Annotated in this window: 26 protein-coding genes; 12 read left to right on the top strand and 14 right to left on the bottom strand. The window is 67.1% G+C overall.

The features are described 5' to 3' along the window. Positions 1-10: 10 nt before the first annotated feature. The 4 genes from E1832_RS19400 to argH form a co-directional block, all read right to left on the bottom strand. Complete coding sequence (locus E1832_RS19400; protein WP_133361434.1) at positions 11-2,620, bottom strand: TIGR02302 family protein; 2,610 nt, start codon at positions 2,618-2,620, stop codon at positions 11-13. A gap of 36 nt (positions 2,621-2,656) precedes the next feature. Further along, positions 2,657-3,922, bottom strand: coding sequence for a diaminopimelate decarboxylase (lysA, locus tag E1832_RS19405; RefSeq protein WP_133361435.1), 1,266 nt, complete (start codon positions 3,920-3,922; stop codon positions 2,657-2,659). A gap of 41 nt (positions 3,923-3,963) precedes the next feature. Further along, the gene (locus E1832_RS19410) at positions 3,964-4,281 is read right to left on the bottom strand and encodes a DUF2834 domain-containing protein (RefSeq protein ID WP_133361436.1); all 318 of its coding nucleotides are present in this window, start codon (positions 4,279-4,281) and stop codon (positions 3,964-3,966) included. A 186-nt stretch (positions 4,282-4,467) separates the two neighbouring features. After that, positions 4,468-5,859, bottom strand: coding sequence for an argininosuccinate lyase (argH, locus tag E1832_RS19415; protein ID WP_133361437.1), 1,392 nt, complete (start codon positions 5,857-5,859; stop codon positions 4,468-4,470). A gap of 22 nt (positions 5,860-5,881) precedes the next feature. Between argH and E1832_RS19420 the strand changes: the two genes are divergently transcribed. From E1832_RS19420 to E1832_RS19435, 4 genes are all read left to right on the top strand, one after another. Beyond that, positions 5,882-6,448, top strand: a complete 567-nt coding sequence (locus tag E1832_RS19420) for a TlpA family protein disulfide reductase (RefSeq protein WP_133361438.1) — start codon at positions 5,882-5,884, stop codon at positions 6,446-6,448. Between the two features lie 163 nt (positions 6,449-6,611). Continuing rightward, entirely contained in the window at positions 6,612-6,998 is a 387-nt protein-coding gene (locus tag E1832_RS19425; RefSeq protein ID WP_133361439.1) for a hypothetical protein, read from the top strand. Then, positions 6,995-7,945 carry a sterol desaturase family protein gene (locus E1832_RS19430; protein WP_133361440.1) on the top strand — a complete coding sequence of 317 codons (951 nt, stop codon included), beginning with the start codon at positions 6,995-6,997 and terminating at the stop codon, positions 7,943-7,945. Before E1832_RS19425 ends, E1832_RS19430 begins: the two co-directional genes overlap by 4 nt. Positions 7,946-8,017: 72 nt before the next feature. Further along, positions 8,018-8,431 carry a lysozyme inhibitor LprI family protein gene (locus E1832_RS19435; protein ID WP_133361441.1) on the top strand — a complete coding sequence of 138 codons (414 nt, stop codon included), beginning with the start codon at positions 8,018-8,020 and terminating at the stop codon, positions 8,429-8,431. Here the strand turns inward: E1832_RS19435 and E1832_RS19440 are convergent. Then, on the bottom strand, positions 8,428-9,006 hold the full coding sequence (locus E1832_RS19440; RefSeq protein ID WP_133361560.1) for a DNA-3-methyladenine glycosylase I: 579 nt from the start codon (positions 9,004-9,006) through the stop codon (positions 8,428-8,430). The two genes, E1832_RS19435 and E1832_RS19440, sit on opposite strands and share 4 nt — an antisense overlap. Positions 9,007-9,116: 110 nt before the next feature. On the opposite strand from E1832_RS19440, the gene E1832_RS19445 reads away from it, so the two are divergent. From E1832_RS19445 to phbB, 3 genes are all read left to right on the top strand, one after another. Beyond that, positions 9,117-9,965: an EAL domain-containing protein gene (locus E1832_RS19445; protein WP_133361442.1), complete on the top strand. Its 849-nt coding sequence runs from the start codon at positions 9,117-9,119 to the stop codon at positions 9,963-9,965. Between the two features lie 219 nt (positions 9,966-10,184). Then, a complete protein-coding gene (locus E1832_RS19450; RefSeq protein WP_133361443.1) occupies positions 10,185-11,360 on the top strand; it encodes an acetyl-CoA C-acetyltransferase in 1,176 nt (391 codons plus the stop codon). Positions 11,361-11,548: 188 nt separating this feature from the next. Then, the gene (phbB, locus tag E1832_RS19455) at positions 11,549-12,271 is read left to right on the top strand and encodes an acetoacetyl-CoA reductase (RefSeq protein ID WP_133361444.1); all 723 of its coding nucleotides are present in this window, start codon (positions 11,549-11,551) and stop codon (positions 12,269-12,271) included. Positions 12,272-12,503: 232 nt separating this feature from the next. Here phbB and E1832_RS19460 read toward each other — a convergent pair whose 3' ends face one another. The 3 genes from E1832_RS19460 to E1832_RS19470 form a co-directional block, all read right to left on the bottom strand. Further along, on the bottom strand, positions 12,504-12,668 hold the full coding sequence (locus E1832_RS19460; RefSeq protein WP_133361445.1) for a YdcH family protein: 165 nt from the start codon (positions 12,666-12,668) through the stop codon (positions 12,504-12,506). A 129-nt stretch (positions 12,669-12,797) separates the two neighbouring features. Then, positions 12,798-13,565, bottom strand: coding sequence for a tRNA1(Val) (adenine(37)-N6)-methyltransferase (locus E1832_RS19465; protein WP_133361446.1), 768 nt, complete (start codon positions 13,563-13,565; stop codon positions 12,798-12,800). Beyond that, positions 13,562-13,777, bottom strand: a complete 216-nt coding sequence (locus E1832_RS19470; RefSeq protein ID WP_133361447.1) for a putative signal transducing protein — start codon at positions 13,775-13,777, stop codon at positions 13,562-13,564. The genes E1832_RS19465 and E1832_RS19470 overlap by 4 nt, the downstream gene beginning before the upstream one ends. Positions 13,778-13,846: 69 nt before the next feature. Between E1832_RS19470 and E1832_RS19475 the strand changes: the two genes are divergently transcribed. Next, a complete protein-coding gene (locus E1832_RS19475) occupies positions 13,847-14,833 on the top strand; it encodes a polyprenyl synthetase family protein (protein ID WP_425358986.1) in 987 nt (328 codons plus the stop codon). Between the two features lie 87 nt (positions 14,834-14,920). Here E1832_RS19475 and E1832_RS19480 read toward each other — a convergent pair whose 3' ends face one another. The 4 genes from E1832_RS19480 to soxR form a co-directional block, all read right to left on the bottom strand. Next, positions 14,921-15,739 carry a 4-(cytidine 5'-diphospho)-2-C-methyl-D-erythritol kinase gene (locus tag E1832_RS19480; RefSeq protein WP_133361449.1) on the bottom strand — a complete coding sequence of 273 codons (819 nt, stop codon included), beginning with the start codon at positions 15,737-15,739 and terminating at the stop codon, positions 14,921-14,923. Then, complete coding sequence (locus E1832_RS19485; protein ID WP_133361450.1) at positions 15,729-17,471, bottom strand: tetratricopeptide repeat protein; 1,743 nt, start codon at positions 17,469-17,471, stop codon at positions 15,729-15,731. The genes E1832_RS19480 and E1832_RS19485 overlap by 11 nt, the downstream gene beginning before the upstream one ends. Positions 17,472-17,542: 71 nt before the next feature. Then, positions 17,543-19,192, bottom strand: coding sequence for an electron transfer flavoprotein-ubiquinone oxidoreductase (locus tag E1832_RS19490; RefSeq protein ID WP_133361451.1), 1,650 nt, complete (start codon positions 19,190-19,192; stop codon positions 17,543-17,545). A gap of 138 nt (positions 19,193-19,330) precedes the next feature. After that, positions 19,331-19,786: a redox-sensitive transcriptional activator SoxR gene (gene soxR / locus E1832_RS19495; RefSeq protein WP_133361452.1), complete on the bottom strand. Its 456-nt coding sequence runs from the start codon at positions 19,784-19,786 to the stop codon at positions 19,331-19,333. Positions 19,787-19,872: 86 nt separating this feature from the next. Between soxR and E1832_RS19500 the strand changes: the two genes are divergently transcribed. The 3 genes from E1832_RS19500 (at position 19,873) to E1832_RS19510 (ending at position 22,010) form a co-directional block, all read left to right on the top strand. Further along, positions 19,873-20,256 carry a VOC family protein gene (locus E1832_RS19500; protein ID WP_133361453.1) on the top strand — a complete coding sequence of 128 codons (384 nt, stop codon included), beginning with the start codon at positions 19,873-19,875 and terminating at the stop codon, positions 20,254-20,256. A 238-nt stretch (positions 20,257-20,494) separates the two neighbouring features. Beyond that, positions 20,495-20,965 (top strand): transcription elongation factor GreA, encoded by a 471-nt coding sequence (gene greA, locus E1832_RS19505; protein WP_133361454.1) that lies wholly within the window; start codon positions 20,495-20,497, stop codon positions 20,963-20,965. 13 nt (positions 20,966-20,978) lie between these two features. Beyond that, the gene (locus E1832_RS19510; RefSeq protein ID WP_133361455.1) at positions 20,979-22,010 is read left to right on the top strand and encodes a hypothetical protein; all 1,032 of its coding nucleotides are present in this window, start codon (positions 20,979-20,981) and stop codon (positions 22,008-22,010) included. Between the two features lie 114 nt (positions 22,011-22,124). Here E1832_RS19510 and E1832_RS19515 read toward each other — a convergent pair whose 3' ends face one another. Beyond that, positions 22,125-23,447, bottom strand: a complete 1,323-nt coding sequence (locus tag E1832_RS19515) for a serine hydroxymethyltransferase (protein WP_133361456.1) — start codon at positions 23,445-23,447, stop codon at positions 22,125-22,127. 136 nt (positions 23,448-23,583) lie between these two features. After that, entirely contained in the window at positions 23,584-24,321 is a 738-nt protein-coding gene (fnrL, locus tag E1832_RS19520) for a transcriptional regulator FnrL (protein WP_425358987.1), read from the bottom strand. Between the two features lie 70 nt (positions 24,322-24,391). Here fnrL and hemN point away from each other — a divergent pair, with 70 nt between their 5' ends. Beyond that, on the top strand, positions 24,392-25,747 hold the full coding sequence (gene hemN, locus E1832_RS19525; RefSeq protein WP_133361458.1) for an oxygen-independent coproporphyrinogen III oxidase: 1,356 nt from the start codon (positions 24,392-24,394) through the stop codon (positions 25,745-25,747). The last annotated feature ends 64 nt before the right edge of the window (positions 25,748-25,811 follow it).

Raw genomic sequence — 25,811 nt, forward strand, 5'->3', positions numbered from 1 at the left:
CCGTCCCGGTTCAGAACCGGTCGAGCAACCGGCGTAGATAGTCGAGTTCGACGTCAGGCCGCTCCCCCTCGCCCGAACGGCGGCGGATCTCGTCCAGCAGTTCCCTGGCGCGGCGATAGACATCCTCGCCCTGCAACATCCCCTCGTCGGTGCCGAGCGCGCCGTTGGCGCCCGCCTGCCGGCCCAGCGGATCGCGGTCATTGGCGCGCATGTCGCCCTCGGCCATGCCCTGGCCCTGCTGCTGGTTGCCCTGCTGCTCCTGCGCCATCGCCTCGCCCAGCGCGCGCATGCCCTCGCGCAGCGCCTCGATTGCCTCGGCCTGGCGGTCGATCGCCTCGGCCAGATCGTCGCCGCGCAGCGCCTCTTCGGCGCCGTCCATGGCGCGGCCGGCGCGGCCCAGCGCATCGCGTGCCGCGTCCCCCTCGGGTGTGCCGGCACCGGGCAGGCCGCCCTGCTGGCGGTTCAGTTCCTCGCGCAGCGCCTGCTGGCGGTCGGCAAGCGAGCCGGCCCCCGACTCGTCGCCCCGCTGCTGTCCGTTTTGGCCCTGGCGGGTGTCGTCACCGTCGCCGCCCTGACCCTGCTGCTGGCCCTCGCCCTGACCTTCATGGCTCTGGCCGCGGCCCTGACCGCCATTGCGGCCCTCGTTCTGCCGGCTCTGCCCGGCCCCGGCGCCGGGGTTGAACTGTTCCTGCAGATCGCGGAACGCCTGATCGCTCAGCCCCTGCTGATCGCGCAGGGTGTCGGCCAGCCCCTCCATCGCGCGTTGGCCCTCGGACTGGCCGCCCTCGCCCTGTTGCCCTTGCGTGACGCGCATGTTCTCCATCAGCTGCTGCAATTCCTCCAGCGCCTGCTGCGCCTCGGCCATGCGGCCCTGCTCCATCAGCTCCTGAATGCGGTCCATCATCCGCTGCAGATCGTTCTGGGTCATCTGCATGCTGTCGCCGTCCTGCGGCTGGCCCTGCTCGCCCTGCTGCCCCTCCTGCTGCGCCTGACGGGAAAGTTGGCTCAGGTAGTCATCGGTGGCCTCGCGCAGCTCCTGCATCAGCTCGGCGATCTCCTGATCCGAGGCGCCGTTCTTCATCGCCTCCGACAGCCGTTCCTGTGCCCGGCGCAGGCGCTCCAGCGCATCGCCGAGGTCGCCCTCCTCCAGCAGCATCGCCAGCCCCCACAGCGCCTCGGCGATCTCGTCGCGCTGCGCCGTGCTCAGCCCGTGGGCGGTGAAATTCTCCAGCCGCCGCAGCGTCACCCGCAGCCTCAGATAGGCGGTTTCCGAACGAAACACCTCATCGGGCCGGTGCGACACCGCCCGCAGCACCTGCGCCACGCGCGGCGCGTTCTCGCGGCTCCAGAGCAGGTCGCGCCGTTGCTCGGCGATGGCGGCGGCCAGCGGATCGAAGAAATGCCGCGCCGGCAGCGACGCCGCAAAGGGCGCCGCCTGCCCCACCTGTCCGGCGGCGTCGGTGGCGCTGAGCGTGAAGGTCACCGGCAGGTTGGCCCAGGGATGTTTGGAGAAATCCTCGATCAGCTTTTCATCGAAATCGGCCCGATCGCCGGCGATCGGCAACGGCAGCGGCACGGTGATCGCCTCGCGCGGCTCCGGCGCCACGGCCAGCCCGTAGCGGCGGTCGAGCGCGCCGATGTCCAGCGCGATCACCGCCTCGCCGCCGGTAACGCCATAGTCGTCGCGGGCGGCAAAGGGCAGCGTCATCTCGCCCGCCGCGCCGGTCTCGGGCGGGGCCGAAACGCTGATCCCGGGCGCGGCGTCGGCGATCACCGACACATCCCAGGCGCGGCCACCGGGGCCGTCGATGCGCAGCGCGCCGCCCTGCGCGACGCCGAACTCCTGCTGAGGATCGGCCGCCGAGGGCAGCTCGCCCACCCGGCCCGACACGGTTTCGGCCAGCGTCAGCGCCCCCACTTCGCCATAGAATCGCAGGGTGATGCGGCTGCCTTCGGGCACCCGCATCGCGCCTTCGGGGATGTCGTTCAGGTAGAGCGTCGGCAGGCCGGTGTAACGGGGCGGTTCGACCCACCCCTCCCAGGTCGGCCCACCGGCCAGCGCGGCGCCGCCCGGGGCCATCTCGGCCACCGACCCCACCCGCCAGACCGAACCGAAGATCAGCCCGATCGCCAGCGCCAGAAGGGCCACGTAACGCAGGGCATAGGGATCGCGCGCGGCAAGCCGCAGGTCCGGGCGCACCGGCCGCGCCGCCGCGGCGCGGGCCGCCATCCGCGCCTGATGCGCGCGCCAGACCGCGGCCGAGGCTGCATCGCCGGCACCGATCGCCTGATCGTCCAGCAGCGCCCGGATCGGTCGTCCCGGCAGCGTCTCGTCGAGCCGCGCCAGCGCCGCGCCGCGCCCGGGCCAGCGAAACCGCAGCGCGCCGCGCAGGCCAAAGCCCAGAACCGCCAGCACCGCCGCCACGCCCAGACCCCAGACCGCCTCGATCGGGGCCAGGTCATGCAGACCCAGCATCAGCGCCGCCAGAACGCCCATGACGATGGACAGGACCGGCCAGAAACAGCGCAGAACCCGTTCGGCCAGCATCCCCGCCCGCGTGAGAAACAGCGGCAGGCGCAGGCGGGTCAGCCTCGGATCGCGCTCAGGCGCAGGGGCCATAGAGGGTTCCCTCCTTCCGGCCCGCGCAGGATCGCGTCAGAGCCATTCGGGGATGGTATCTCGATTTATGATCTCGTCAAAGGTCGGGCGTCGGCGGATAACCGCGAATTGATCCCCGTGCACCATCACCTCGGGGATCAGGGGGCGGGTGTTGTATTCGCTGGACATCACGGCGCCATAGGCCCCGGCGCTGCGAAAGACGATCAGATCGCCGGCGGCCAGCGGCGGCAGCGGGCGCTGGCGGGCAAAGGTATCGCCGGTCTCGCAGACCGGGCCGACGATGTCATAGGGGTGTTCCTCGACCCCCGGGGCGGGTTCGATGACCGGGTCGATATCGTGATGCGCCTCGTACATCGCCGGGCGGATCAGGTCGTTCATCGCCGCATCGACGATCAGGAAATCGCGCCCCTCCCCCTCTTTCACATAGATCACCTTCGACACCAGAATCCCGGCATTGCCGGCGATCAGGCGACCCGGCTCGATCTCGATCTCGCAGCCCAGATGGCCCAGCGTCCGCTTGATCAGCGCGCCATAGTCCAGCGGCAGCGGCGGCGCCTCGTTCGAGCGGGTATAGGGGATGCCCAGACCGCCGCCGAGGTCGAGCCGGCGGATGTCATGGCCGTCGGACCGCAGCGTTTCGGTGAGTTCGGCGACCTTTTTGTACGCCAGTTCGAATGGTTCCAGATCGGTCAGCTGGCTGCCGATATGAACGTCGATGCCGACCACCTCGATCCCCGGCAGGGTCGCGGCATGGGCATAGACGGCGCGGGCGCGGGCGATCGGGATGCCGAACTTGTTCTCGGACTTGCCGGTGGCGATCTTGGCATGGGTGCGCGCGTCCACGTCCGGGTTCACCCGGATGGTGATCGGCGCCACCTTGCCCAGATCTTGGGCGATCGTGCTGATCACCTCCATCTCGGGCTCGGATTCCACGTTGAACTGGCGGATGCCGCCCTCCAGCGCGGCGCGAATCTCATCCGCCGTCTTGCCGACGCCGGAGAAGACGATCCTGTCGCCCGGCACGCCGGCGGCCCTGGCGCGCAGGTATTCGCCGATGGATACCACGTCCATCCCCGCCCCGGCCCGCGCCAGCGTGGTCAGGATCGCCTGGTTCGAGGCCGCCTTCATCGCGTAGCAGACCAGATGCTCGGTGCCCTCCAGCGCCTCGTCGAACAGGCGGTAGTGGCGCAGCAGCGTCGCGCTGGAATAGACGTAGAACGGCGTGCCCACGGCGGCCGCGATCTCGGCCACCGGGACATCTTCGGCGTGCAGGACGCCGCCCTTGTAGAGAAAATGATCCATGCCGCGCGCTTAAGAGAAAGCGCGCGCCAGATCAATTGCAATCACACCACAGGACGGCTGCGCAGGAACAGATAGAGCGGCAAACCGCAGCTGACCCCGATGCAGAATGTTGCCGGAATGGCGACAAGCGCGACCCAGTTGCGGCGCACCGAGACCTCGGCGATGACAAAGACGGTGAGCGCGATGGCCGAAATGGTCAGATCCCACGCCAGCCCGCTGCTGGCGGCGTTCGCGGTCCAGGCCGCCACCAGGCCGGCCAGGTCGATCCCGTTTTCGCCGAACCAGGTCACGAAGTGGTACATCGGGTGCAACGTGCCCCAGATCGCCAGGGCCAGGTAGATCATGCGCAGGATCGACATCGGCGAACCTCCTTCAGCCGTCGCGCGCACGATAGCCTCTGCACCCCGACGAGGCCAGAGCGCGCAGATCTCAGAACCCGGCGGCAGGCCCCGCATGCAGCGCCCGGGTGGGCGGCACCGGCTCGCCATCGATGCCGCAGGCCGACAGCAGGCTCAGCGCCAGAACCGCAAGGGCCGCACGCCGGATCATGCCAGCGCCTCGGTCCAGCGGGCGATTTGCTCCCGCACCCGTTGCGGCGCGGTGCCGCCATAAGACAGGCGCGAATTGACCGAGTTTTCGACGCCCAGAACGGTGAAGATGTCCCCGGTGATGCCGGCGTGCACGCCCTGCATCTCTTCCAGCGTGAGATCGGGCAGATCGCAGCCCTTCTTCTCGGCCATCGCCACCAGCGTGCCGGTGACATGGTGGGCGTCGCGGAACGGCACCCTGAGCACCCGCACCAGCCAGTCGGCCAGATCGGTGGCGGTGGAGAAGCCGGAGCCGGCGGCGACGGCAAGGCTGTCGCGGTTGGCGGTCATGTCGCGAACCATGCCCTCCATAGCGGCCAGCGCCAGCATCCAGTTGTCGGCGGCGTCGAACACCTGTTCCTTGTCCTCCTGCATGTCCTTGGAATAGGCCAGCGGCAGCCCCTTCATCACCATCATCAGCGCGGTATTGGCACCATAGATGCGGCCGACCTTGGCGCGGATCAGCTCGGCGGCGTCGGGGTTCTTTTTCTGCGGCATGATCGAGGAGCCGGTGGAGAAGCGGTCCGACAGCGTCACGAACCGGAACTGGGCCGACGACCAGATCACCAGCTCCTCGGCGAACCGGCTCAGGTGCATGGCGCAGATCGAGGCGACCGACAGGAACTCCAGCGCGAAATCGCGGTCCGACACGGCGTCGAGGCTGTTGGCCGAAGGCCGGTCAAAGCCCAGCGCCTGCGCCGTCATCTCCCGATCGATGGGAAAGGAGGTGCCGGCCAGCGCCGCCGCCCCCAGCGGGCATTCGTTCATCCGGGCGCGCGCGTCGCGCACCCGCGAGAGGTCGCGCCCGAACATCTCGACATAGGCCATCATGTGGTGGCCCCAGGTCACCGGCTGCGCGGTTTGCAGATGGGTAAAGCCCGGCATCACCCACTCCGCCCCGGCCTCGGCCTGGGACAAAAGCGCACGGATCAGGGCGAGCAGACCGGATTCGGCGGCGTCGAACTGGTCGCGGACCCAGAGTTTGAAATCGGTCGCCACCTGGTCATTGCGCGACCGGCCCGTGTGCAGACGCCCCGCGGGCTCGCCGATGATCGCCTTGAGCCGCGCCTCGACGTTCATGTGGATGTCTTCCAGCGCGGTGGAGAACTGGAAGGTTCCGGCCTCGATTTCTGACAAGACCGTGAGCAGCCCTTCCCGAATGGCCTCGGCATCGCTATCGGTAATCACGCCCGTGGCGGCCAGCATCGCCGCATGGGCCCTGGAGCCTGCGATGTCCTGCGCCGCCATCCGCTTGTCGAACCCGATCGAGGCATTGATCGCCTCCATGATCGCGTCCGGGCCGGCGGCAAAGCGGCCGCCCCACATCTGGTTCGAGGATTGATCTGCCATGTTCTGCACCCGTGGAGGTAATATGCGCCTGTTCCGTTTCCTGACCCTTTATATGGCCCTGCTCTTGGGTGCAAATGCCGCTATGGCCGCCGATCTCGCCACGCTGGAGGGGCTGCGCGACGGCGACATGAAGAAACTGGTGCTGCATAGCGCGCCCAAGCCGGTGTCGGACAAAGGCTTCACCCTGGCCGATGGCGCCGGAACCGGCACGCTGGCCGATTATCGCGGCAAATACGTGCTGCTCAACTTCTGGGCCACCTGGTGCGCCCCCTGCCGCAAGGAGATGCCGATGCTTTCGGCCCTGCAGGAGGAGTTCGGCGGCGAGACCTTCGAGGTGGTGACGCTGGCGACGGGCCGCAACATCCCCGCCCGCATCACGGCGTTCTTCGACGAGATCGGGGTCACCAACCTGCCCCGCCATCAGGATCCGAAACAGGCGTTGGCCCGTGACATGGGGGTGCTGGGCCTGCCGGTCACCGTGATCATCGACCCCGAGGGGCGCGAGATCGGCCGGCTGCTGGGCGATGCGGAATGGGATTCGGACAGCGCAAAGGCCATCATCCGGGCCCTGGTCGCGCCGGCGGGATAAGCGCGGACGGCTGATCGCGGCCCCGCCCGCCCGCCGGCGCGACACACCGGTTCGGCGGGCGGTGCGACAGGCGGTGCGGCAGGCGGCGGCGCGCGCTTGACCCCACGTTCCCTTTTGACAGCGGCGCGCGCGGCGCGGTTTAATCGGTGCCGAGGGGGAAGGAATGCCGCTGACCGTGCTCATTCCGATGGTCGTTCTCGGCATCGCGGGGATCGCGCTGCTGCTGCATCTGGCTGGCCGGTCGCAGCGCTGCGTGCTGACGCCGGTCAGCGCCGAAATGGCCTGGCTGCGGCAGTTCCCCGGCGACCGGGTGGCCGAGGCGACAGTGGCCCGCGACGGCCACGCCGCCCTGATCCTGACTGACCATGGTCCGGGGCTGCTCTGGGCGTTCGGCGCCGATACCGTGGCGCGGCGGCTGCTGGACTACGACCTGATCGACCGCGGCGACCGGCTGCGCGTGGTGTTCCACGATTTCACCGCCCCCACCGTGACCCTGACGCTCGACCCCTTCGAGCGCCGCCACTGGCTCAACCGGATGCAGACCCCATGACCCAGCGCCTCACCTATCCCGATGTGGTGCAGATGGCGGTGCCGGTCTTTGTCGCGCTGATCCTTGCGGAATTCCTGTGGATCGCCTGGCGCGGCCGCGGCGGGCGCTATGAGACGCGCGACGCGCTGACCTCGCTGATCATGGGGGCGGGCAACGTGGCGGTTGGCATCGCGCTGGGCTTCGTCACCTGGCGGTTCTTCATGTGGCTCTGGCAGCTCACCCCGCTCGACCTGGGCCATGGCTGGTGGGTGGTGGCGCTCTGCTTTGTGCTGGACGACCTGCGGTATTACTGGGTGCACAGGTTCGGCCATCGTATCCGCTGGGTCTGGGCCAGCCATGTGAACCACCACTCCAGCCAGCACTATAACCTGACCACCGCGCTGCGGCAGACCTGGACCGGCACCTTTACCTTCATGATGATCGTGCGGGCGCCGCTGATCCTGCTGGGGTTCCACCCGGCGATGGTGCTGTTCTGCGGCGGGCTGAACCTGATCTACCAGTTCTGGATCCATACCGAGGCGATCGGCAAGCTGCCGCGCTGGATCGAGGCGGTGATGAACACGCCCAGCCACCACCGGGCCCACCACGGCCGTAACCCGCGCTATCTCGACTGCAATTATGCCGGGGTGTTCATCGTCTGGGACCGGATGTTCGGCACCTTCGTGCCGGAACTGGGGGAGGACCGGGTGGATTACGGGCTGGTGCATAACCTCGGCACCTTCAACCCGCTGCGGGTGGCGTTCCACGAATGGGTCGGCCTCATCCGCGATGTGATCCGGCCCGGCCTGAGCCTGCGCCAGCGGCTTGGCTATGCCTTTGGCCCGCCGGGCTATTCCCATGACGGCAGCCGCGACACCTCGGACCGGATCAAGGCGCAGCACCTGGCGCGCCACCCCGAGGACGCCGGCACGCCAGGGTTCGAGGCGCCGCGCCCGCCGGCGGAGTAATCCTTGCCCCCGCCCCCCCGACGCCGCATCCTCGGGCGCGTGCCCCCCGTTTTGACAGGAGATCGCGCCACCATGACCCTTGCCCTTTCCCGCCGCCCTGCCCGCCTGGCCCTTGCCGCCCTGCTGCTGACCGCGCCCGCAGGGGCACAGGCGCTGGACTGTTCCGCGCCGCAGACCCAGACCGACATGACCCAATGCGCCGCGCTGATGTACGAGGCCGCCGACGGCGATCTGAACCTGGCCTATCGCCTGGCGCACGACACCGCCCGGCAGATCGACGCGGCCAACGGTGCCGGCGCCCCCGGCGCCGAGACCCGCCTGCGCAACGCCCAGCGCGCCTGGATCGCCTTCCGCGACCTTGCTTGCGAAACCGAAAGTCTGCTGGCCTATGGCGGCTCGATGCAGCCGATGCTGCGGCTGTCCTGCCTGGAGCGGCAGACCCGCGCCCGAACCGAGGATCTGCGCTATTTCGGCGAGATGAACTAGGCCGCCGCTTCGCCCATTGCCCGCACCGGCTCGTAACGGTGGCAGGTGGTCAGGTGGTCGTTCACCATCCCCACCGCCTCCATGAAGGCATAGACGATGGTCGGCCCGCAAAAGCGGAAGCCGCGCTTCTTCATATCCTTGGAAATCGCCTCCGACAGCGGCGTGAAGGGCGGCACCTCGCTCAGATGCCCCCATTCGTTCTGGACCGGCTTGCCCCCGACGAAGTCCCACAGATAGCGGTCGAATCCCTGCGCCGCCTCGATCTCGGCCCAGGCGCGGGCATTGCCGATGGTCGCCTCGATCTTGCCGCGGTGGCGGATGATTCCGGGATCGGCCAGCAGGCGCGAAACCTCATCCTCGCCCCAACCGGCGATGGCATGGGGATCGAAGTCGTCGAACGCGGCGCGGAAGTTGTCGCGTTTTTTCAGAATGGTGATCCAGCTCAGCCCGGCCTGGAAGCCGTCGAGAATCAGTTTCTCCCACAGCGCCCGGCTGTCCCATTCGGGCACGCCCCATTCGCTGTCATGATAGTCGATATAGATCTGTTCGGACCCCGCCCAGCCGCAGCGTTCCATGCTGATTGCCCCTGTTTTCGTCATGCACCCATGCCCCCTGAAAGCGTTAATCGCCGCGAAAGGAATTTCCCCGACTCTAGGCTGGAACAGCAACGGGAATCAAAGCCGATATGACCGTACCTGAGACCCCCCCGAGGCCCTGGGCCGATATTCCCGAAGGGGCCGACAACCCCCTCAATGCGGCGGTGGCGAACCGCGATGCCTCGACCCTCGACATGGTGCGCGCCGCGGTGCGGCACCGGCAGTGTATGCTGGCCTTTCAGCCGGTGGTGCAGGCCGCAGGATCGCGCCGCACCGCCTTTTACGAGGGGTTGATTCGAATCCTCGACGCCACCGGGCGGGTCATCCCCGCGCGGGAGTTCATGCCGGCGGTCGAGGCCGATGAACTGGGCCGTCAGATCGATTGCGTCGCGCTCGACATGGGCCTGAAGACGCTGGCGCAGAATCCGGCGCTGCGGCTGTCGATCAACATGTCCGCCCGCTCGATCGGCTATGGCCAATGGATGCGCACGCTGGAGCGCGCCCTGCGCGGCGACGCCCGGCTGGGCGAGCGTCTGATCCTGGAAATCAACGAACGCTCGGCGATGACCGTGCCAGAACTGGTGACCGACTTCATGGACCGCCTTCAGGGCCATGGAATCGCCTTTGCGCTGGACGATTTCGGCTCCGGCGCCATCGCCATCCGACATTTCCGCGACTTCTTCTTCGACGCGGTCAAGATCGACGGCCAGTTCATCCGCGGGATTCACGATGACCATGAGAACCAGTCGGCGGTGCGCGCGCTGATCGCCATGGCCCGCGAATTCGAGATGCTGACCATCGCAGAGGCCGTCGAGACCGCGGAAGAGGCCGATTGCCTTGTCAAACTCGGCATCGACTGCATGCAGGGATACCTGTTCGGTGCGCCCACCGTCCGCCCCGCCTGGGCGAACAGATCCGGCGTCCGCGCCGCTGGCTGAGGCCCCGCCTGCCGACACGTCCGCCGCCTCGCCTGCCGCCACGTCCGCCCGCGCGCATCTTCAAATCGGCGTGCCGGGCCGAACGCCTCTGTTGCTGCACGTGCAGCAATCCGGTATCACCACAGGCATCGGGGCGGCGGCCCCCGGGCGACACTCTGTTTCTGCCCGCGCGGCCGTATCTGAGGAGGCCGCCCGTTGGATGGCAGAGGACCGGATCACATGACAAATGTAGTAATCGTATCGGCGGCGCGGACAGGCGTCGGGAGCTTTGGCGGATCCTTCGCCAACACCCCGGCCCATGATCTGGGCGCGGCCGTTCTTGAGGCGATCGTGGAACGCGCCGGCATCGACAAGGCCGAGGTGTCGGAAACCATCCTCGGTCAGGTGCTGACCGCGGCCCAGGGCCAGAACCCGGCCCGCCAGGCCCATGTCAACGCCGGCCTGCCGATCGAAAGCGCCGCCTGGGGCATCAACCAGGTCTGCGGCTCGGGCCTGCGGGCGGTTGCGCTGGGCGCCCAGCATATCCAGCTCGGAGATGCCGATATCGTCGCCGCCGGCGGCCAGGAAAACATGACGCTCTCGCCCCATGCCGCCGCGCTCCGCGCCGGCCACAAGATGGGCGACATGACCTATATCGACACCATGATCCGCGACGGTCTGTGGGATGCCTTCAATGGCTATCACATGGGCCAGACCGCCGAGAACGTGGCACAGCAATGGCAGATTTCCCGCGACATGCAGGACGAGTTCGCCGTCGCCAGCCAGAACAAGGCCGAGGCGGCGCAAAAGGCCGGCAAGTTCGCCGATGAGATCGTTCCCTTCATCATCAAGACCCGCAAGGGCGACATCGTGATGGACAAGGACGAATACATTCGCCACGGCGCCACCATGGACGCCATGGCCAAACTGCGCCCGGCCTTCACCAAGGACGGATCGGTCACCGCCGCCAACGCCTCGGGCCTCAACGACGGCGCCGCCGCCGTGCTGCTGATGACTGCAGAGCAGGCTGAGAAGCGCGGCCTCGAGCCGCTGGCGCGCATCGCCTCCTACGCCACAGCCGGTGTCGATCCCTCGATCATGGGCGTCGGCCCGATCAGCGCCAGCCGCAAGGCGCTGGAAAAGGCCGGCTGGTCGCCTGCGGATCTGGACCTGGTCGAGGCCAACGAGGCCTTTGCCGCCCAGGCCTGCGCGGTGAACAAGGACATGGGCTGGGATCCCGAGATCGTGAACGTGAACGGCGGCGCCATCGCCATCGGTCACCCGATCGGCGCCTCGGGCTGCCGCATCCTGAACACCCTGCTGTTCGAGATGAAACGCCGCGAGGCGAAAAAAGGCCTGGCGACGCTCTGCATCGGCGGCGGCATGGGCGTGGCCATGTGCCTGGAGCGCCCGTAACAGGGGCCGGCGCAGGAAACAGCAAAGGGCGCCATCTGGCGCCCTTTTCTTTGAAGTTGCCGGATTTCGCGGCAGGTGCGGCGGGGTTTTTCACCGTTACAAAAATTTCATTGCGAAACATTATTGCGAATTCGGAACTTAATGCGTAACAGAGTTACCAGAGCATTTGATAATTGAAGGAGCCTCACATGGCACGAACAGCACTCGTCACAGGTGGATCGCGCGGCATCGGCGCGGCGATTTCCAAGGCCCTGAAAGCGGCCGGCTATTCCGTCGCCGCAACCTATGCCGGCAATGACGAGGCCGCCGCGACCTTTACCGCGGAAACCGGCATCAAGACCTACAAGTGGAACGCCGCCGACTATGAGGCGTCCAAGGCCGGCATCGCCCAGGTCGAACAGGATCTGGGCCCGATCGATGTGGTTGTCGCCAATGCCGGGATCACCCGCGACGCGCCGTTCCACAAGATGACCCCGGAGCAGTGGAATGAGGTGGTCGACACCAATCTGACCGGCGTGTTCAACACCATCCACCCGATCTGGCCCGGCCTGCGGGAGCGCAAGTTCGGCCGCGTGGTGGTGATCAGCTCGATCAACGGTCAAAAGGGGCAGTTCGGCCAGGTCAATTATGCCGCCACCAAGGCCGGCGATCTGGGCATCGTCAAGTCGCTGGCGCAGGAAGGCGCGCGGTTCAACATCACCGCCAATGCCATCTGCCCCGGCTACATCGGCACCGACATGGTGATGGCGGTGCCTGAAAAGGTGCGCGAATCGATCATCTCGCAGATCCCGGTGGGCCGTCTGGGCGAGCCCGAGGAAATCGCACGCTGCGTGGCCTTCCTGGTGTCGGACGACGCCGGGTTCATCACCGGTTCGACCATCACCGCCAATGGCGGCCAGTTCTTCGTCTGAGCCGCGGGCGAGCTGCACATCATGAAAAGGGCCGGCGCTGTGACCGGCCCTTTTTCTGTTCGCCGTTTTTCCGGTTCAGCGACCCGAAAACATCGCCTGGCAGTCCGGCCGGTCGCGCGGCCAAGGCCGCAGACCGATCGGCAGGACGGCGGACACCGCCAGGCCCGTCCTCATTGGCCGGACACAAGGATCACGCAGGCCGGCGCACCGCGCCAGCCCCCGGCGGTGCCGGTCAGTTCGACAGCCGCTCGATCTCTTCCTTGAGCTTGAGTTTGCGTTTTTTCAGGGACGCGACATGCAGGGCATCGGCACCGGGGGCACGCTGGGTCTGTTCGACCTCGTGACTCAGGAGCTCGTGCTTCCGCTTAAGTTCCGACAGGTGCGAACTCAGGCTCATGGCAATCCTCCTCTGAATGCATTGCCCGACAAGTTGAGCATATCCCGCCCCACCTGTCACCCGGCAGGCACAGAGGTTTTGTCACAAAAGCGACATCTCGCCGATTCTCCGGGCCGCCCCGCCCGCCGATCATTCCGGCCAGGGCAGCGCCGCGCCGCCGCGCAGGACCTGCGCAACCTCGGCGCGGTAGCTTTCGCCGTCGCAAAGATGCCGCGTCCCCTCATGCAGGATCAGCGGCGCATGCAGACGAAACGCGGCCCGCCCGCCCTTGCGGGCGCGCAGGATCACCAGATCGGGCGCCCGCCCGGCCCGCGCCGCCAGCGGCAGCACCTCGACCGATCCCAGCCGCCCGGCGCAGCCGGCCAGCAGCTCGGGCAACCGGTCGCTGCGCTGGATCACATGCAGGGCCCCGCGCGGTGCCAGCCGCCGCGCCGCCGCCGCCAGCCACGCCTCCAGCGGCGTTGCCCCGCCCAGCGCGGTGGCCCGCCCGGCATCCCCGGCCGCCGTATGGGCACCGGACCGGAAATAGGGCGGGTTGGCGATGACATGATCGAATTGCCGTTGGCGCAGCCCGGCGGGCAGATCAGAAAGATCGGCACAGACCACCTCCAGCTCCCGGGCGTTGTCGCGGGCATTGCGCCGCGCCAGATCCGCGTACTCGGGCTGAACCTCGACCCCGGTCAGCGCCAGCTCCGGCACCCGGGCCGCCAGCGCCAGAATCGCCGCGCCGGCGCCGCAGCCCAGCTCCAGCACCGCCTGCCCCGCGCGGGCGGGCACCGCGGCGGCCAGCAGCACCGGGTCGATGCCGGCGCGATAGCCCCGGCGCGGCTGAAACAGCGACACACGCCCCCCCAGAAACGCATCGCGGCTCAACTCACTGTCGGAAAAAATGCTCACCGGCCCAGCGGCACGTCATTGTCCCGCATTACCCGCAGCGCGGCGTCGTAATCGGTATCGCGGACCATCATCCGGCGGGGAAATATCCCGATCCCCCCCTCGAGAACGCTCATGTTTACGTCCATTTCAAAGCAGTCTATATCCTCACCTCCAAGAAGGGCAGAGGCAAAGGCCATGACGGTCGGGTCGGTGCTGCGCAACAGTTCCTTCATGACACCGGATGTAAGGGCAAGCCGCGCGCGATGTCGAGCCTTTGGAATAAACCCACGATGAACATACCCATGGCAACCAAACCGCATGACCGCCTCGCCGCCGCACTGGCGGGGGAAATGGCGGCGGTCGACAAGCTGATCCGCACCCGGATGCAGTCCGAAAACGCCCCGCGCATCCCCGAGGTCACCGCCCATCTGGTCGAGGCCGGCGGCAAGCGGCTGCGCCCGATGCTGACCCTGGCTGCCGCACGGCTCTGTGGATACCAGGGCGATTATCACCTTGGCCTCGCCGCGACGGTGGAGTTCATCCACACCGCCACGCTGCTTCATGACGACGTGGTGGACGAAAGCGCAAAGCGGCGCGGACGGCCCACCGCCAACCTGCTGTGGGACAACAAGTCCAGCGTTCTGGTCGGCGATTACCTGTTCTCGCGCAGCTTCCAGTTGATGGTCGAAACCGGCAGTCTGCGGGTGCTCGGCATCCTCGCCAATGCCTCGGCCACCATCGCCGAGGGCGAAGTTCTGCAGATGACGGCGGCGACCGATCTGAAGACCGACGAGGATGTTTACCTCAAGGTGGTGCGCGGCAAGACCGCGGCGCTGTTCTCGGCCGCGACCGAGGTGGGCGGGGTGATCTCGGAGGCGCCCGAGGAACAGGTGCGGGCACTCTACGACTATGGCGACGCGCTGGGGATCGCCTTCCAGATCGCCGACGATCTGCTGGATTATCAGGGCGACAGCGGCGCCACCGGCAAGAATGTGGGCGACGATTTCCGCGAACGCAAACTGACCCTGCCGGTGATCAAGGCGGTCGCGCAGGCCAACCCCGAGGAATACGCCTTCTGGCAGCGCACCATCGAAAAGGGCCGTCAGGAAGACGGCGATCTGGACCATGCGCTGGCGCTGATGGCGAAATACGACACGCTCACCGCCACCCGCGCCGACGCGCAGGGTTGGGCCGCCAAGGCGCAGGCCGCACTCGCCCCGCTGCCCGCGCATGAGATCCGCGACATGCTGCATGAGCTGGCGGGCTACGTGGTCGCGCGCCTGTCCTGACCGCGCCCGCCGACAGGTCGGGTCCCCTGTCTTTTTCTGGCCGAAAATACTCTCGCCGAAGGCCGCGCCCCAACGGGGCGCGCCCCCTCACGCTCCGGCGCTGCCGATACTGCGGGTCGGCTGCACCCACCAGTCGGGATGCGCGGCGGCAATCTGAGCCGCGGCCGCCCGGGCCGCCTCGTCGCTGCCGAAGATCCCGAAGCAGGTCGCGCCCGAGCCGGACATGCGCGCCAGCAGGCACCCCTCTGCACCGCCGAGACCGTTCAGCGCATCGCGGATCGCCGGTGCTGCGGCGATGGCCGGCGCCTCCAGGTCGTTGCGCTGCGCCGCCAGCCAGGCGAGAAATTCCGCCTGCGACGACCAACGGGGCAAAGCGCCCATGTCCGGGTTCTGTTTTTGCGCAAGCGCGCGAAAAACCTCGGGCGTCGGCACATGATCCCCCGGATTGACCAGCACCAGCGGCACCGCGGGCACGTCCGGCACCGCCTCCAGTTCATTGCCGATCCCGCGCATCCGCTGCGGCGCCTCAGCGAGGCACACCGGCACATCAGCCCCCAGCTCGGCCGCGCGCTCCTGCCCACCAAAGGTGCGCAGCACCGCCGCCGCGTCGGACGATCCGCCGCCGATCCCCGCCCCATGCGGCAGGGCCTTTTCCAGCCGTATTTTCAGGGTGACGCCAGCCAGTTCCGCCGCACGCCAGACCAGATTGCGCCCGTCTTCGGGCACGCCGGCGGCAAAGCGGCCGGTCACCTTCAGCGACATCCGTCCGGCCGGCTCGAACCGCAACCGGTCGCCCAAACCGGCAAAGACCACCAGCGAGTCGAGCAGATGATAGCCGTCGGCGCGCTGGCCGGTCACATGCAGGGTCAGGTTGATCTTGGCCGGCGCGAAAGCCTCAGTCGCCATTGGCCACTTTCAACGGCGCCGCCCCCTCTTCGGCCAGCACCGTGTCCAGCCCCACCGCCAGCTTGCGGCGGATGCGGTCGGGGTCCGCCTCGCCATCGGCATCGTCAAGGTCGATGAAGGAGAGCGCGCGACGCCACTGGAATTCCGCCTCTCGCTGGCGGCCCACGGCCCAGTAGACATCCCCAAGATGGTCGGTCACCACCGGGTCCACCGGCATCAGCTCGACCGCGGTCTCCATATGGCTCACCGCCTCCTGGTAGCGGCCCAGCCGGAACAGAACCCAGCCCAGCGAATCGACGATAAAGCCGCTGTCGGGCCGGGCCGCGACCGCGCGTTCGATCATGTCCAGCGCCTCGTCCAGCTTTTCCTGTTTCTCGACCAGCGAATAGCCGAGATAGTTCAGCACCTGCGGCTGATCCGGGTTCAGCTCCAGCGCGCGGCGGAAATCCGCCTCGGCCTCGGGCCACTGGTCGAGCCGCTCGTGGCTGATGCCGCGGGCGTATAGGATGAACCACTGGCTCGGCGCGCCCTCTTCGGTGTACTCCAGCGCCTTGTCATAGGCGGCCACCGCACCCTTGTAATCCTCCTGCTGGCGCAGCAGGTCGCCCAGCGCGTTGTGCACCATCGGCAGCGTGGGATAGTCGCGTGCGAGCTGTTCCAGAACCTCGATCGCCGCGTTGGGCTTGTCCGCGCGGCGCAGCGCATCGGCGCGGCCCAGTTCGGCCGCGTGGCGGTCCGGGCTGCCGACCGGCACCTGTTTGTACGTTTCGACGGCCAGATCGTACTGTCCCAGCCCGTCGAGCAGATCGGCGCTGAGCAGCAGCGCGTCGATATGGTCGGGCCGCAGATAGCTGGCGATGCGCACATAGATCAGCGCATAATCGTCGGCCGCCTCGCCCTTGAGCGCGGCACCGACGCTGAAGAACACCTCGGCCATGCCGTCGCTGACGTCGCCAACCAGATCGAAGGGCAACTGCCCCCCCGCCGCAAGCTGGTCGGCCACTGCCGTCAGCCCGGGATCGAAGCCGGCGCCAAAGGCGTCGGTCATCATCTCAAGCGCCTCGTCGTTGCGGCCCAGCTGCGACAGGATCTGCGCCCGCGCGATCACCGCCCGCCGCGACAACCCGCTCAGTCCCGATCTGCGGTCGGCATAGAGCGCCTCGGCCCCTTCGAAGTCGCCAACCATCGCCAGCGCCAGCGCCTTGTGATAGAGCGCAAAGCTGCGCAACCCGTTCTCTTTGGCGACCTGGTCGAACCGCTCCAGCGCCTGGGCGACCGAACCGGTGCCCATATAGGCCCAGCCGGCCAGAAGCCCGTCGACCAGCGGCCCGATGCCGCCGGCATCGTTGTCCGCCTCGAGGAACGGGGCAAACTCGCCCCGCTTGATCCGATCCGCGGCAATCACCATGCGGGCGGCCTGATTGCGCAGCCCGTCCGCCTCCATCTTCTCGGCGACCGGCAGAGCGCGTTGAATCCGCCCCAGCGCAAGTTGCGAGACGATCACGTTTTCCATCAGCCCGGCATTGCCCGGATCGCGGCTGAGCGCGCGGGTGAAATAGCTGGCGGCCTGGTCGAAATCGCTCTCGAACAGGGCATGGCGGCCTGCAAGATAGCCACCGGTCCCCGACTGCGCCACCAGCGGCGCGGGCAGCGCAATGGCGGCAAGGACAAGCGCGGCAGCCGCGCGACGAACTAGGGATTTGACCAAAACCTGCCTCTTTTGCTGGACCATGTCTAAGCTAGGCACAACTGCAGGCGAGGGCAATGGCGCGGCCGGTGAAAGCCGCGCCATTTCGGCACCTGTTACATATTGGGATAGTTCGGCCCGTCGCCGCCCTGCGGCGTCACCCAGTTGATGTTCTGGCTGGGATCCTTGATGTCGCAGGTCTTGCAGTGCACGCAGTTCTGGAAATTGATGACAAAGCGCGGCTCCTTGCCGTCTTCCTCGACCACCTCGTAGACCCCCGCCGGGCAGTAGCGCTGCGCCGGTTCGGCGTATTTCGGCAGGTTCACCTTCAGCGGGATCGACGGATCCTTGAGCAGCAGGTGACAGGGCTGCTCTTCCTCGTGGTTGGTGAAGGAGAACGACACGTTGGTCAGCCGGTCAAAGCTCAGCTTGCCATCGGGTTTCGGATAGTCGATCGGCTTGAACTTCGCCGCCTCGCCGGTAGCCGCCGCATCCGATTTGCCATGGCGCAAGGTGCCGAACAGCGAAAAGCCCAGCGTGTTGGTCCACATGTCCAGCCCACCCAGCGCCAGCGAGGGCATCAGCCCCCATTTCGACCACATCGGCTTGACGTTGCGAACCTTTTTCAGATCCTTGCCGATCGCGCCGCTGCGCACTTCGGTCTCATACGCGCCCAACTCGTCGCCCGAGCGGTCAGAGCGGATCGCCGCATGGGCGGCCTCGGCCGCCGCCTTGCCCGACAACATGGCATTGTGGTTGCCCTTGATGCGCGGCACGTTGACCATGCCCACCGAACAGCCCAGCAGCGCCACGCCCGGCGCCACCATCTTGGGCATCGACTGCCAGCCGCCTTCGGAGATGGCGCGGGCGCCATAAGAGACGCGCTTGCCGCCCTCCAGCAGCTCGGCCACCATCGGATGATGCTTGAAGCGCTGGAACTCCATATAGGGGAACAGATGCGGGTTCTCATAGTTCAGGTGGACCACGAAACCCACGTAAACCTGATTGTTCTCAAGGTGATAGATGAACGACCCGCCACCGGCGTTGGCGCCCAGCGGCCAGCCCATCGTATGGGTGACGGTGCCCTCGCGGTGCTTGGCCGGGTCGACCTCCCAGATTTCCTTCATGCCGAGGCCGAATTTCTGCGGACAGTGGCCCTTGGACAGATCGTATTTTGCGATCACCTCCTTGGCGAGCGACCCACGCACCCCCTCGGAGAGGAACACGTACTTGCCGTGCAACTCCATCCCCGGCTCGTAGGACGGGCCGGGGGTGCCGTCGGGATTCTTGCCGAACTCGCCCGCGACCACGCCCTTGACCTCGCCGTTATCGCCATAGACCAGTTCGGAACAGGACATGCCGGGGAAGATTTCCACCCCCATCCCCTCGGCCTGTTCGGCCATCCAGCGGCAGACATTGCCCATCGAGACGATGTAGTTGCCGTGGTTGTTCATCAGCGGCGGCATCGGCCAGTTGGGCACGCGGATCCCGCCCGCCTCGCCCAGCATGAAGAAATTGTCCTCTTTGACCGGCACGTTCAGCGGCGCGCCCTTCTCCTTCCAGTCGGGGATCAGCGCATCCAGCCCGCAAGGATCCAGCACCGCGCCCGACAGGATATGCGCGCCGACTTCCGACCCCTTTTCCAGCACGACCACGTTCAGATCGGCGTCGAGCTGCTTCAGACGGATCGCCGCCGACAGGCCCGCAGGGCCCGCACCGACGATCACCACGTCATATTCCATCGCTTCGCGTTCTATGTCGGCCATCAAGCGGCTCCCTGGCTAAATCCGTCGTCAAGCCCGCGCTCGGGGCAATTTTCTTTCGCGGCTGAATACCCTTTGTCGCAGGCCGAGGTCAATCGAAACACCGCGTAATTTCGCTGCGGCGCAGAAAGCGCGGCCGGTTCAGGTTTCCGGTTTGTCCCCCATGAGATAGCGAGGTCCGCTGCCCTTGTCGCCTGCCCTGTCGTCTGGATTGTAGAGCGCGCATTTGGGCAGCGAGAGGCAGCCACAGCCGATACAGCCGTCAAGGTTGTCGCGCAGCCGTTGCAGGGTTTCGATTCGCTGATCCAGCCGGACGCGGAACCGCGCGGCGATGCGCGACCAGTCTTGTGGCGTCGGCGTGCGCCCGCCGGGCAGCTCGTCCAGCAGGCTGCGGATCTCGGGCAGGGTAAAGCCGAACTGCTGGGCGATGCGCACAAAGCTCAGCCGCCGGATGTCGGCGCGCGGAAACCGCCGCTGGCCGCCCGCGTTGCGCCAGGGCGCGATCAGCCCCTGCTCCTCGTAATAGCGGATCGCCGAGACCGCCATCCCGGTGCGATCCGCCAATGCGCCGATGGAAAGCCCTGCCTTTTGTGCCATGCCGCCTCCGAAATACCTTGACCTCAAGTTAGGTTGAGAAACTACACCGAGTCGGGTCAAGGCAAAAAACGAAAGGTACCCGCCCGATGACCGCGAAACTGGAACATACCAACCTCACCGTCTCCGACCCCGATGCCACTGCCGCCTGGATGGGCGATGTCTTCGGCTGGAAAATCCGCTGGTCGGGACCGGCGATCGACGAAGGCTATTCCGTGCATGTGGGCGGCCCGGGCGATTACCTCGCGCTCTACCGCCCCAGGTCCGCGCCGCATGCGGGCGAAAGCAGCTATGGCCTCATTGGCGGGCTGAACCATCTGGGCGTCATCGTCGACGATCTCGACGCGGCAGAGGCAAGGGTCAAGGCCGCCGGGTTCACCCCGCACAATTACGCCGATTACAAGCCGGGCCGCCGGTTCTATTTCCGCGATGCCGACGGAATCGAGTTTGAGCTGGTGCAATACGATGATTGACCTTCTGCTTCTGTCGGCCGCGCCCTCGGCCTGGCAGCCGGCGCGCAGGCCCCTGCCCCGGCCCCCCGCAACCGAAACCGAAGACCGTGCCGGGGCCTGAGTCCCCGACCGGGTTTCGCCCGGCCGCGCGCACAGCCCCTTGCATTCCGCCCCGCGTTTGGGTCAGGTAATCGTCAACCCAATCCGTCGCCCCGGCGCATCGCGCGGCGGGGCGCTCAAATTTGCGTGGATGGATACGATGGAAAAAATCCCGATGACGCCGGCCGGCCACGGCGCGCTGGAGGCGGAACTGAAGCATCTTAAATCGGTCGAACGCCCGGCGATCATCAGGGCGATCGCCGAAGCCCGCGAGCATGGCGACCTGTCGGAGAACGCCGAATACCATTCGGCCCGCGAAAAGCAGTCCTTTATCGAGGGCCGCATCAAGGAACTGGAGGGCGTCCTGTCGCTCGCCGAGGTGATCGACCCTGCGAAACTCTCCGGTCCGATCAAGTTCGGCGCCACCGTGACGCTGGTGGACGAGGACACCGACCTGGAAAAGACCTGGAAAATCGTGGGCGAGCACGAGGCCAATATCGAGGCCGGGCTGCTCAACATCAAATCGCCCATCGCCCGCGCCCTGATCGGCAAGGAAGAGGGTGACAGCGTCGAAGTCCGCACGCCGGGCGGCGAGCGGTCCTACGAGGTTCTGAAGATCGTCTACGCCTGACGGAGCGCCCAGCATGGCCGGCCCCAGATCCGATACCGAGAAGGCCCAGAGCACACCGCTGGGCATGTACGACCGGCCCGGCCGGCCGCAGGTCACCGGCATCGAGTTGACGGCCGTCGCGCTCAGCGTGCTGTGGCTGGTGGGGGCGGTGGTGTTTCTCTTCGCGCTGCCGGCCGGCGAAGCCGGGATCGACGGGCTGCGCTTTGTCATCACCCTGATGGCGATCTTCCTGCCGGTGGCGATGATCTGGGTCGCCGCCACCGTCGCCCGTGCCGCCCGGGTGATGCGCGACGAGAGCCGCCGGTTGCAGACCGCCATCGACGCCATCCGCCAGGCCCAGATCGCGCAGCAGCAAAGGGGCGCGGTACAACAGGATTCCTCGGTGAAAAAGAAGCTCGAGGAGATCGCCGAGATCGCCAAGAAAACGGAAACCGCGCTGGCGATGTTCCAGTCGAGCCGGGCGGCGGCGGCGACGCGGCCGGTGGTGCCGATGGCGGCGCCCAGCCGGGACGAGGCCCCGGGCGCGGACCAGGGCGCGCTGGAACTGGGCACCCCGGCCGAGGCGCTGAGCCCGCCGTTGCCGAATGCGGATTTCATCCGCGCGCTGCATTTCCCCGAAACCGCCGAGGACGAGGAAGGCTTTGCCGCCCTGCGCCGCGCGCTCAAGGACCGCAAATCGGCCCAGCTCATCCAGGCAGCACAGGATGTGCTGACGTTGCTCAGCCAGGATGGCATCTATATGGACGACCTGTCCCCCGACCGGGCAAGGCCCGAGGTCTGGCGCCAGTTCGCCCAGGGCACCCGCGGCCGCGCGGTGGCCGCGCTGGGCGGGGTGCGCGACCGCTCTTCGCTGGCGCTGAGCGCGGCGCGTATGAAACAGGACCCGATCTTTCGCGACGCCGCCCACCATTTCCTGCGCCGGTTCGATCAGTCCTTCGCCGCCTTCGCGCAAGAGGCCAGCGACGAAGAGATCAACGCGCTGGCCGAGACACGGACGGCACGGGCCTTCATGCTGCTGGGGCGGGTCGCGGGCACCTTCGACTAAGGCGCGCGCCCACCCGGCTTTCGGGCAATCTTACTTCGTATTGGAAACGCGGCCCGCAGCCGGTCACCGGCCGTCGGACAGGCGGTGTCAGGCTCGGGCGGGCGCATCCGCGCTTCAGGCTCTGACGTAGTGCATGTTCTGGTACTGCGCCCGCAGCGCGGCGGTGTCGGTGGCCAGCGCGCCGGGATCGTTGCTGCGCAGCGCCCTGGCGATCAGCGCGGCAAGCTCCGGCGCGTCCTCGGGGGTCACACCGCGGCGCACCAGTTCGGGCGTGCCGATCCGCAGCCCGTTCATATCGCCCTCAACCGGGACGATCGGCAGCCCGATGCCGCAGGCCAGAAACCCGGCCCGGCGCAGGGTTTTCGACGCCGCCTGCCCACCGCCGAACGCCGCCGCCTCCACCGCGAACTGATGCGACTGGGTCGCCCCGCCGGCGCCGTGAAACACCGGCAGCCCCTCGGCCTCCAGCGCGCCGGCCAGCGCCTGGGCCAGATCGACCATCGCCTGGGCATAGGCCGGCCCGTATTCGACCCAGTCCAGCAGCGACAGCGCCAGCGCGGCCGATTTCGCCGCATCGAAATTCGCCGTCATGCCCGGAAAGGCGATGACGTCCAGCCGCTGGGCGATCTCGGCGTCATTGGTGACGATCAGCCCGCCCGCCGGCCCGCCGAGGCTCTTGTAGGTGCTCATCGTCATCAGATGCGCGCCCTCGTCCAGCGGATTGGCCCAGATCCCGCCGGCGATAATGCCGCACTGATGGGCGGCATCGAACAGCACATGCGCGCCCACCTCGTCGGCGATCTCGCGCACCTTGCTCACCGGGTGGGGATAGAGGTTCAGGCTGCCGCCGATGGTGATCACCTTTGGCTGCACCTTTCGCGCCAGATCGCGCAGCGCCCCAAGATCAACGGTGTAGCCGTCGGCATTGACCGGGGCCGGATGGGTCTCCAGCCCGTAAAGCCCGGCACAGCCATCGTGGTGATGGGTCACATGGCCGCCGATCGAAGGGGGCGGCGCGATGATCGCATCGCCCGGTTTCGCCAGCGCCATGAAGCCATAGAGATTGGCCAGCGCGCCAGAGCCGACGCGGATCTCGGCGTAGCGGGCGTTGAACACCCGCGCCGACAGTTCGGCGGCGATCACCTCGATCTCCTCGATCGCCTCCAGCCCCATCTCGTACTTGTCGCCCGGATACCCAAGCGAGGGGCGGCTGCCCAGCCCCGCGGCCAGCGCCGCCTCGGCCCGCGGGTTCATCACATTGGTGGCCGGATTCAGGTTGAAGCAATCCTCGTCGTGGATTCGCCGGTTGTCGTCGATCAGCGCCTCGATCCGCTCTGTGATCTGGCCTGGGGAATCACCCTCCAGGCTGGCGGCGATGTGCTGCACATAGTCTTCGCAAAACGCCGGCACCCAGGGCCGGCGGACAAGATGGGTCATGGCGGTCACTCTGCTGATTGTTCAGCCCCATCCAAACCCGGTTGTCCCCGGTCTGCAATTCAGAATTGCGGAAGGCCAAGGCCGAAGCCGGCGCAAGCGGGGCGCGATGACCGCAGGAAAATGGACCCGGGCGGAGCTAGCCCAGCATGCCCCCGTCGGTATCGTCGCCGGCCTCTTCCATCAGCCGGCCCATGTCCGGGATGGTTACGTGCCGTTTGCCTTCGAGCTGGATCACCCCGTCCTTCTTCAGCGCCGACATCTGGCGGCTGACGGTCTCCAGCGTGAGGCCCAGGTAATCGGCCATCGCCTCGCGCGTCAGCGGCAGATCGAACACCAGCGTCCCCACCGGCCCGCCCGAACTGAGCGAGGCGTCGCGCCGGGCGATGATCGACAACAGGCTGGCGATCTTTTCGCGGGCCGTCTTGCGGCCCAGCACCAGCATCCATTCGCGCGCCGCGTCCAGCTCGTCCAGCGTCATCTCGAGCAGGCGGTGGGCGATGTGCGGGGTGCGCGCCATCATCTCTTCAAAGGGTTTCTTGCGGAAACAGCACATCACCACATCGGTGGTGGCCGTCACGTCATAGGGCGATCCCTCGCGCCCCGGACGGCCGACGAAATCGCTGGGCAGCAGCAGCCCCACCATCTGGGTGCGCCCGTCCTCCATCGTCTGCGTCAGCGAGGCGATGCCCGAAACAACCGACCCCACGAAGCCCATCTTGTCGCCCGACCAGATGATGGACTGACCAGCCTCGAAGTTGCGGTAATACTTGATGCTTTCCAGCTCATTGAGTTCAGGCTTCTCGCAATGCGCGCAAACCGCCCGGTGGCGGATCGGGCAGTCCGAACAATTTCCAGCGGCGTTCTGAGTTTGCACGGACATAAGAAGAAACCTCAGTTGATCTGGGTCAAAGAAAAATACTGTTCGCTCCTCTTAACTTAATCATATGTCTGTAAAACCTCAATTGGCCAAGCTGGGATTATTTGACGCGAAAGTCCCGCGTTATACCAGTTATCCAACCGCCCCGCATTTCGGCCCGGACGTCACGTCCGGGCAGTTTTCCGACTGGATCTCGGCCATCCCGGCAGGGGGGGCGATCTCCCTCTACGTGCATGTGCCGTTCTGCCGCAGGCTGTGCTGGTTTTGCGCCTGCCGCACACAGGGAACCCAGTCGGACGCCCCCGTCGCCGCCTATCTTGAAACCCTGAAGGCCGAGCTTGCCCTGCTGGGCCGGCACCTGCCCGAGGGGGTGACGCTGTCGCGGCTCCACTGGGGCGGCGGCACCCCGACCCTGCTGAACCCGGCGATGATGACGGATCTGGCCGAGGCGATCTTTGCCATCGCCCCGATGGGGCCGGAGGCCGAATTCTCGGTCGAAATCGACCCCAACGAAATCGACGCGGCGCGTCTCGATGCGCTGGCGGCGGCCGGCATGAACCGGGCCTCGATCGGCGTGCAGGATTTCGACGATCAGATCCAGCAGACCATCGGCCGCATCCAGAGCTATGACGTGACCCGCCAGGCGGTGGAGATGATTCGCGCCCATGGCATCGAAAGCCTGAACGCCGACATCCTGTTCGGCCTGCCGCATCAGGACAAGACCCGGATGACTGAGAGCGTGCAGAAGTTGTTGTCGCTCAATCCCGATCGGGTGGCGCTCTATGGCTATGCGCATGTGCCCTGGATGGCCAAGCGGCAGCAGCTGATTCCCTCGGACGCGCTGCCCACGCCCGAGGCCCGGCTGGATCTGTTCGACACCGCCCGCCGGCTGTTCCTGTGGGACGGCTATGCCGAGATCGGCATCGACCATTTCGCCCGCCCCGAGGACGGGCTGACCCGGGCGCTGAAGGCCGGCACTCTGAGGCGCAATTTCCAGGGCTATACCGATGATCAGGCCGAGGTTCTGATCGGCGTCGGGGCCTCTTCGATCTCGCGGTTCCCGCAGGGCTACGCGCAGAACGCCCCGGCCACCTCGGCCCATACCGCGGCGATCCGCGACGGGCGCTTTTCCACCTCGCGCGGGCATGTGTTCCAGGGCGAAGACAGGATGCGCGGGCGCATGATCGAGATGCTGATGTGCGAGTTCCGCATCGATGCCGAGGAGATCCGCACGCGATTCGGCCTGTCGGACGTGCGGTTGCAGGACATGTTCGCGGCCACCCTGCGCGCCTTTCCGGACATGCTCTCGCTCAGCGATGCGGGCCTTGCGATCAAGCCCGAGGCCCGGCCGCTGACCCGCATAATCGCGCGCAGCTTCGATGCCTACGACCTGAGCAAGGCCGGCCACAGCTCGGCGATCTGAGGCGGGCAGGCTCTTCGCCCTTGCCCGGTCTCTCCTCCTGACAACGGGGTGAGGGGCGCGGAAG

This window comes from Antarcticimicrobium luteum (genome assembly GCF_004358185.1).
GTDB lineage: Bacteria > Pseudomonadota > Alphaproteobacteria > Rhodobacterales > Rhodobacteraceae > Antarcticimicrobium > Antarcticimicrobium luteum.

What these genes read in the sequence shown, in the direction of transcription:
- E1832_RS19400 (WP_133361434.1), bottom strand. Translation starts at nt 2,620, where the DNA reads ATGGCCCCTGCGCCTGAGCGCGATCCGAGGCTGACCCGCCTGCGCCTG.
- lysA (WP_133361435.1), bottom strand. Translation starts at nt 3,922, where the DNA reads ATGGATCATTTTCTCTACAAGGGCGGCGTCCTGCACGCCGAAGATGTC.
- E1832_RS19410 (WP_133361436.1), bottom strand. Translation starts at nt 4,281, where the DNA reads ATGTCGATCCTGCGCATGATCTACCTGGCCCTGGCGATCTGGGGCACG.
- argH (WP_133361437.1), bottom strand. Translation starts at nt 5,859, where the DNA reads ATGGCAGATCAATCCTCGAACCAGATGTGGGGCGGCCGCTTTGCCGCC.
- E1832_RS19420 (WP_133361438.1), top strand. Translation starts at nt 5,882, where the DNA reads ATGCGCCTGTTCCGTTTCCTGACCCTTTATATGGCCCTGCTCTTGGGT.
- E1832_RS19425 (WP_133361439.1), top strand. Translation starts at nt 6,612, where the DNA reads ATGCCGCTGACCGTGCTCATTCCGATGGTCGTTCTCGGCATCGCGGGG.
- E1832_RS19430 (WP_133361440.1), top strand. Translation starts at nt 6,995, where the DNA reads ATGACCCAGCGCCTCACCTATCCCGATGTGGTGCAGATGGCGGTGCCG.
- E1832_RS19435 (WP_133361441.1), top strand. Translation starts at nt 8,018, where the DNA reads ATGACCCTTGCCCTTTCCCGCCGCCCTGCCCGCCTGGCCCTTGCCGCC.
- E1832_RS19440 (WP_133361560.1), bottom strand. Translation starts at nt 9,006, where the DNA reads ATGGAACGCTGCGGCTGGGCGGGGTCCGAACAGATCTATATCGACTAT.
- E1832_RS19445 (WP_133361442.1), top strand. Translation starts at nt 9,117, where the DNA reads ATGACCGTACCTGAGACCCCCCCGAGGCCCTGGGCCGATATTCCCGAA.
- E1832_RS19450 (WP_133361443.1), top strand. Translation starts at nt 10,185, where the DNA reads ATGACAAATGTAGTAATCGTATCGGCGGCGCGGACAGGCGTCGGGAGC.
- phbB (WP_133361444.1), top strand. Translation starts at nt 11,549, where the DNA reads ATGGCACGAACAGCACTCGTCACAGGTGGATCGCGCGGCATCGGCGCG.
- E1832_RS19460 (WP_133361445.1), bottom strand. Translation starts at nt 12,668, where the DNA reads ATGAGCCTGAGTTCGCACCTGTCGGAACTTAAGCGGAAGCACGAGCTC.
- E1832_RS19470 (WP_133361447.1), bottom strand. Translation starts at nt 13,777, where the DNA reads ATGAAGGAACTGTTGCGCAGCACCGACCCGACCGTCATGGCCTTTGCC.
- E1832_RS19475 (WP_425358986.1), top strand. Translation starts at nt 13,847, where the DNA reads ATGGCAACCAAACCGCATGACCGCCTCGCCGCCGCACTGGCGGGGGAA.
- E1832_RS19480 (WP_133361449.1), bottom strand. Translation starts at nt 15,739, where the DNA reads ATGGCGACTGAGGCTTTCGCGCCGGCCAAGATCAACCTGACCCTGCAT.
- E1832_RS19485 (WP_133361450.1), bottom strand. Translation starts at nt 17,471, where the DNA reads ATGGTCCAGCAAAAGAGGCAGGTTTTGGTCAAATCCCTAGTTCGTCGC.
- E1832_RS19490 (WP_133361451.1), bottom strand. Translation starts at nt 19,192, where the DNA reads ATGGCCGACATAGAACGCGAAGCGATGGAATATGACGTGGTGATCGTC.
- soxR (WP_133361452.1), bottom strand. Translation starts at nt 19,786, where the DNA reads ATGGCACAAAAGGCAGGGCTTTCCATCGGCGCATTGGCGGATCGCACC.
- E1832_RS19500 (WP_133361453.1), top strand. Translation starts at nt 19,873, where the DNA reads ATGACCGCGAAACTGGAACATACCAACCTCACCGTCTCCGACCCCGAT.
- greA (WP_133361454.1), top strand. Translation starts at nt 20,495, where the DNA reads ATGGAAAAAATCCCGATGACGCCGGCCGGCCACGGCGCGCTGGAGGCG.
- E1832_RS19510 (WP_133361455.1), top strand. Translation starts at nt 20,979, where the DNA reads ATGGCCGGCCCCAGATCCGATACCGAGAAGGCCCAGAGCACACCGCTG.
- E1832_RS19515 (WP_133361456.1), bottom strand. Translation starts at nt 23,447, where the DNA reads ATGACCCATCTTGTCCGCCGGCCCTGGGTGCCGGCGTTTTGCGAAGAC.
- hemN (WP_133361458.1), top strand. Translation starts at nt 24,392, where the DNA reads ATGTCTGTAAAACCTCAATTGGCCAAGCTGGGATTATTTGACGCGAAA.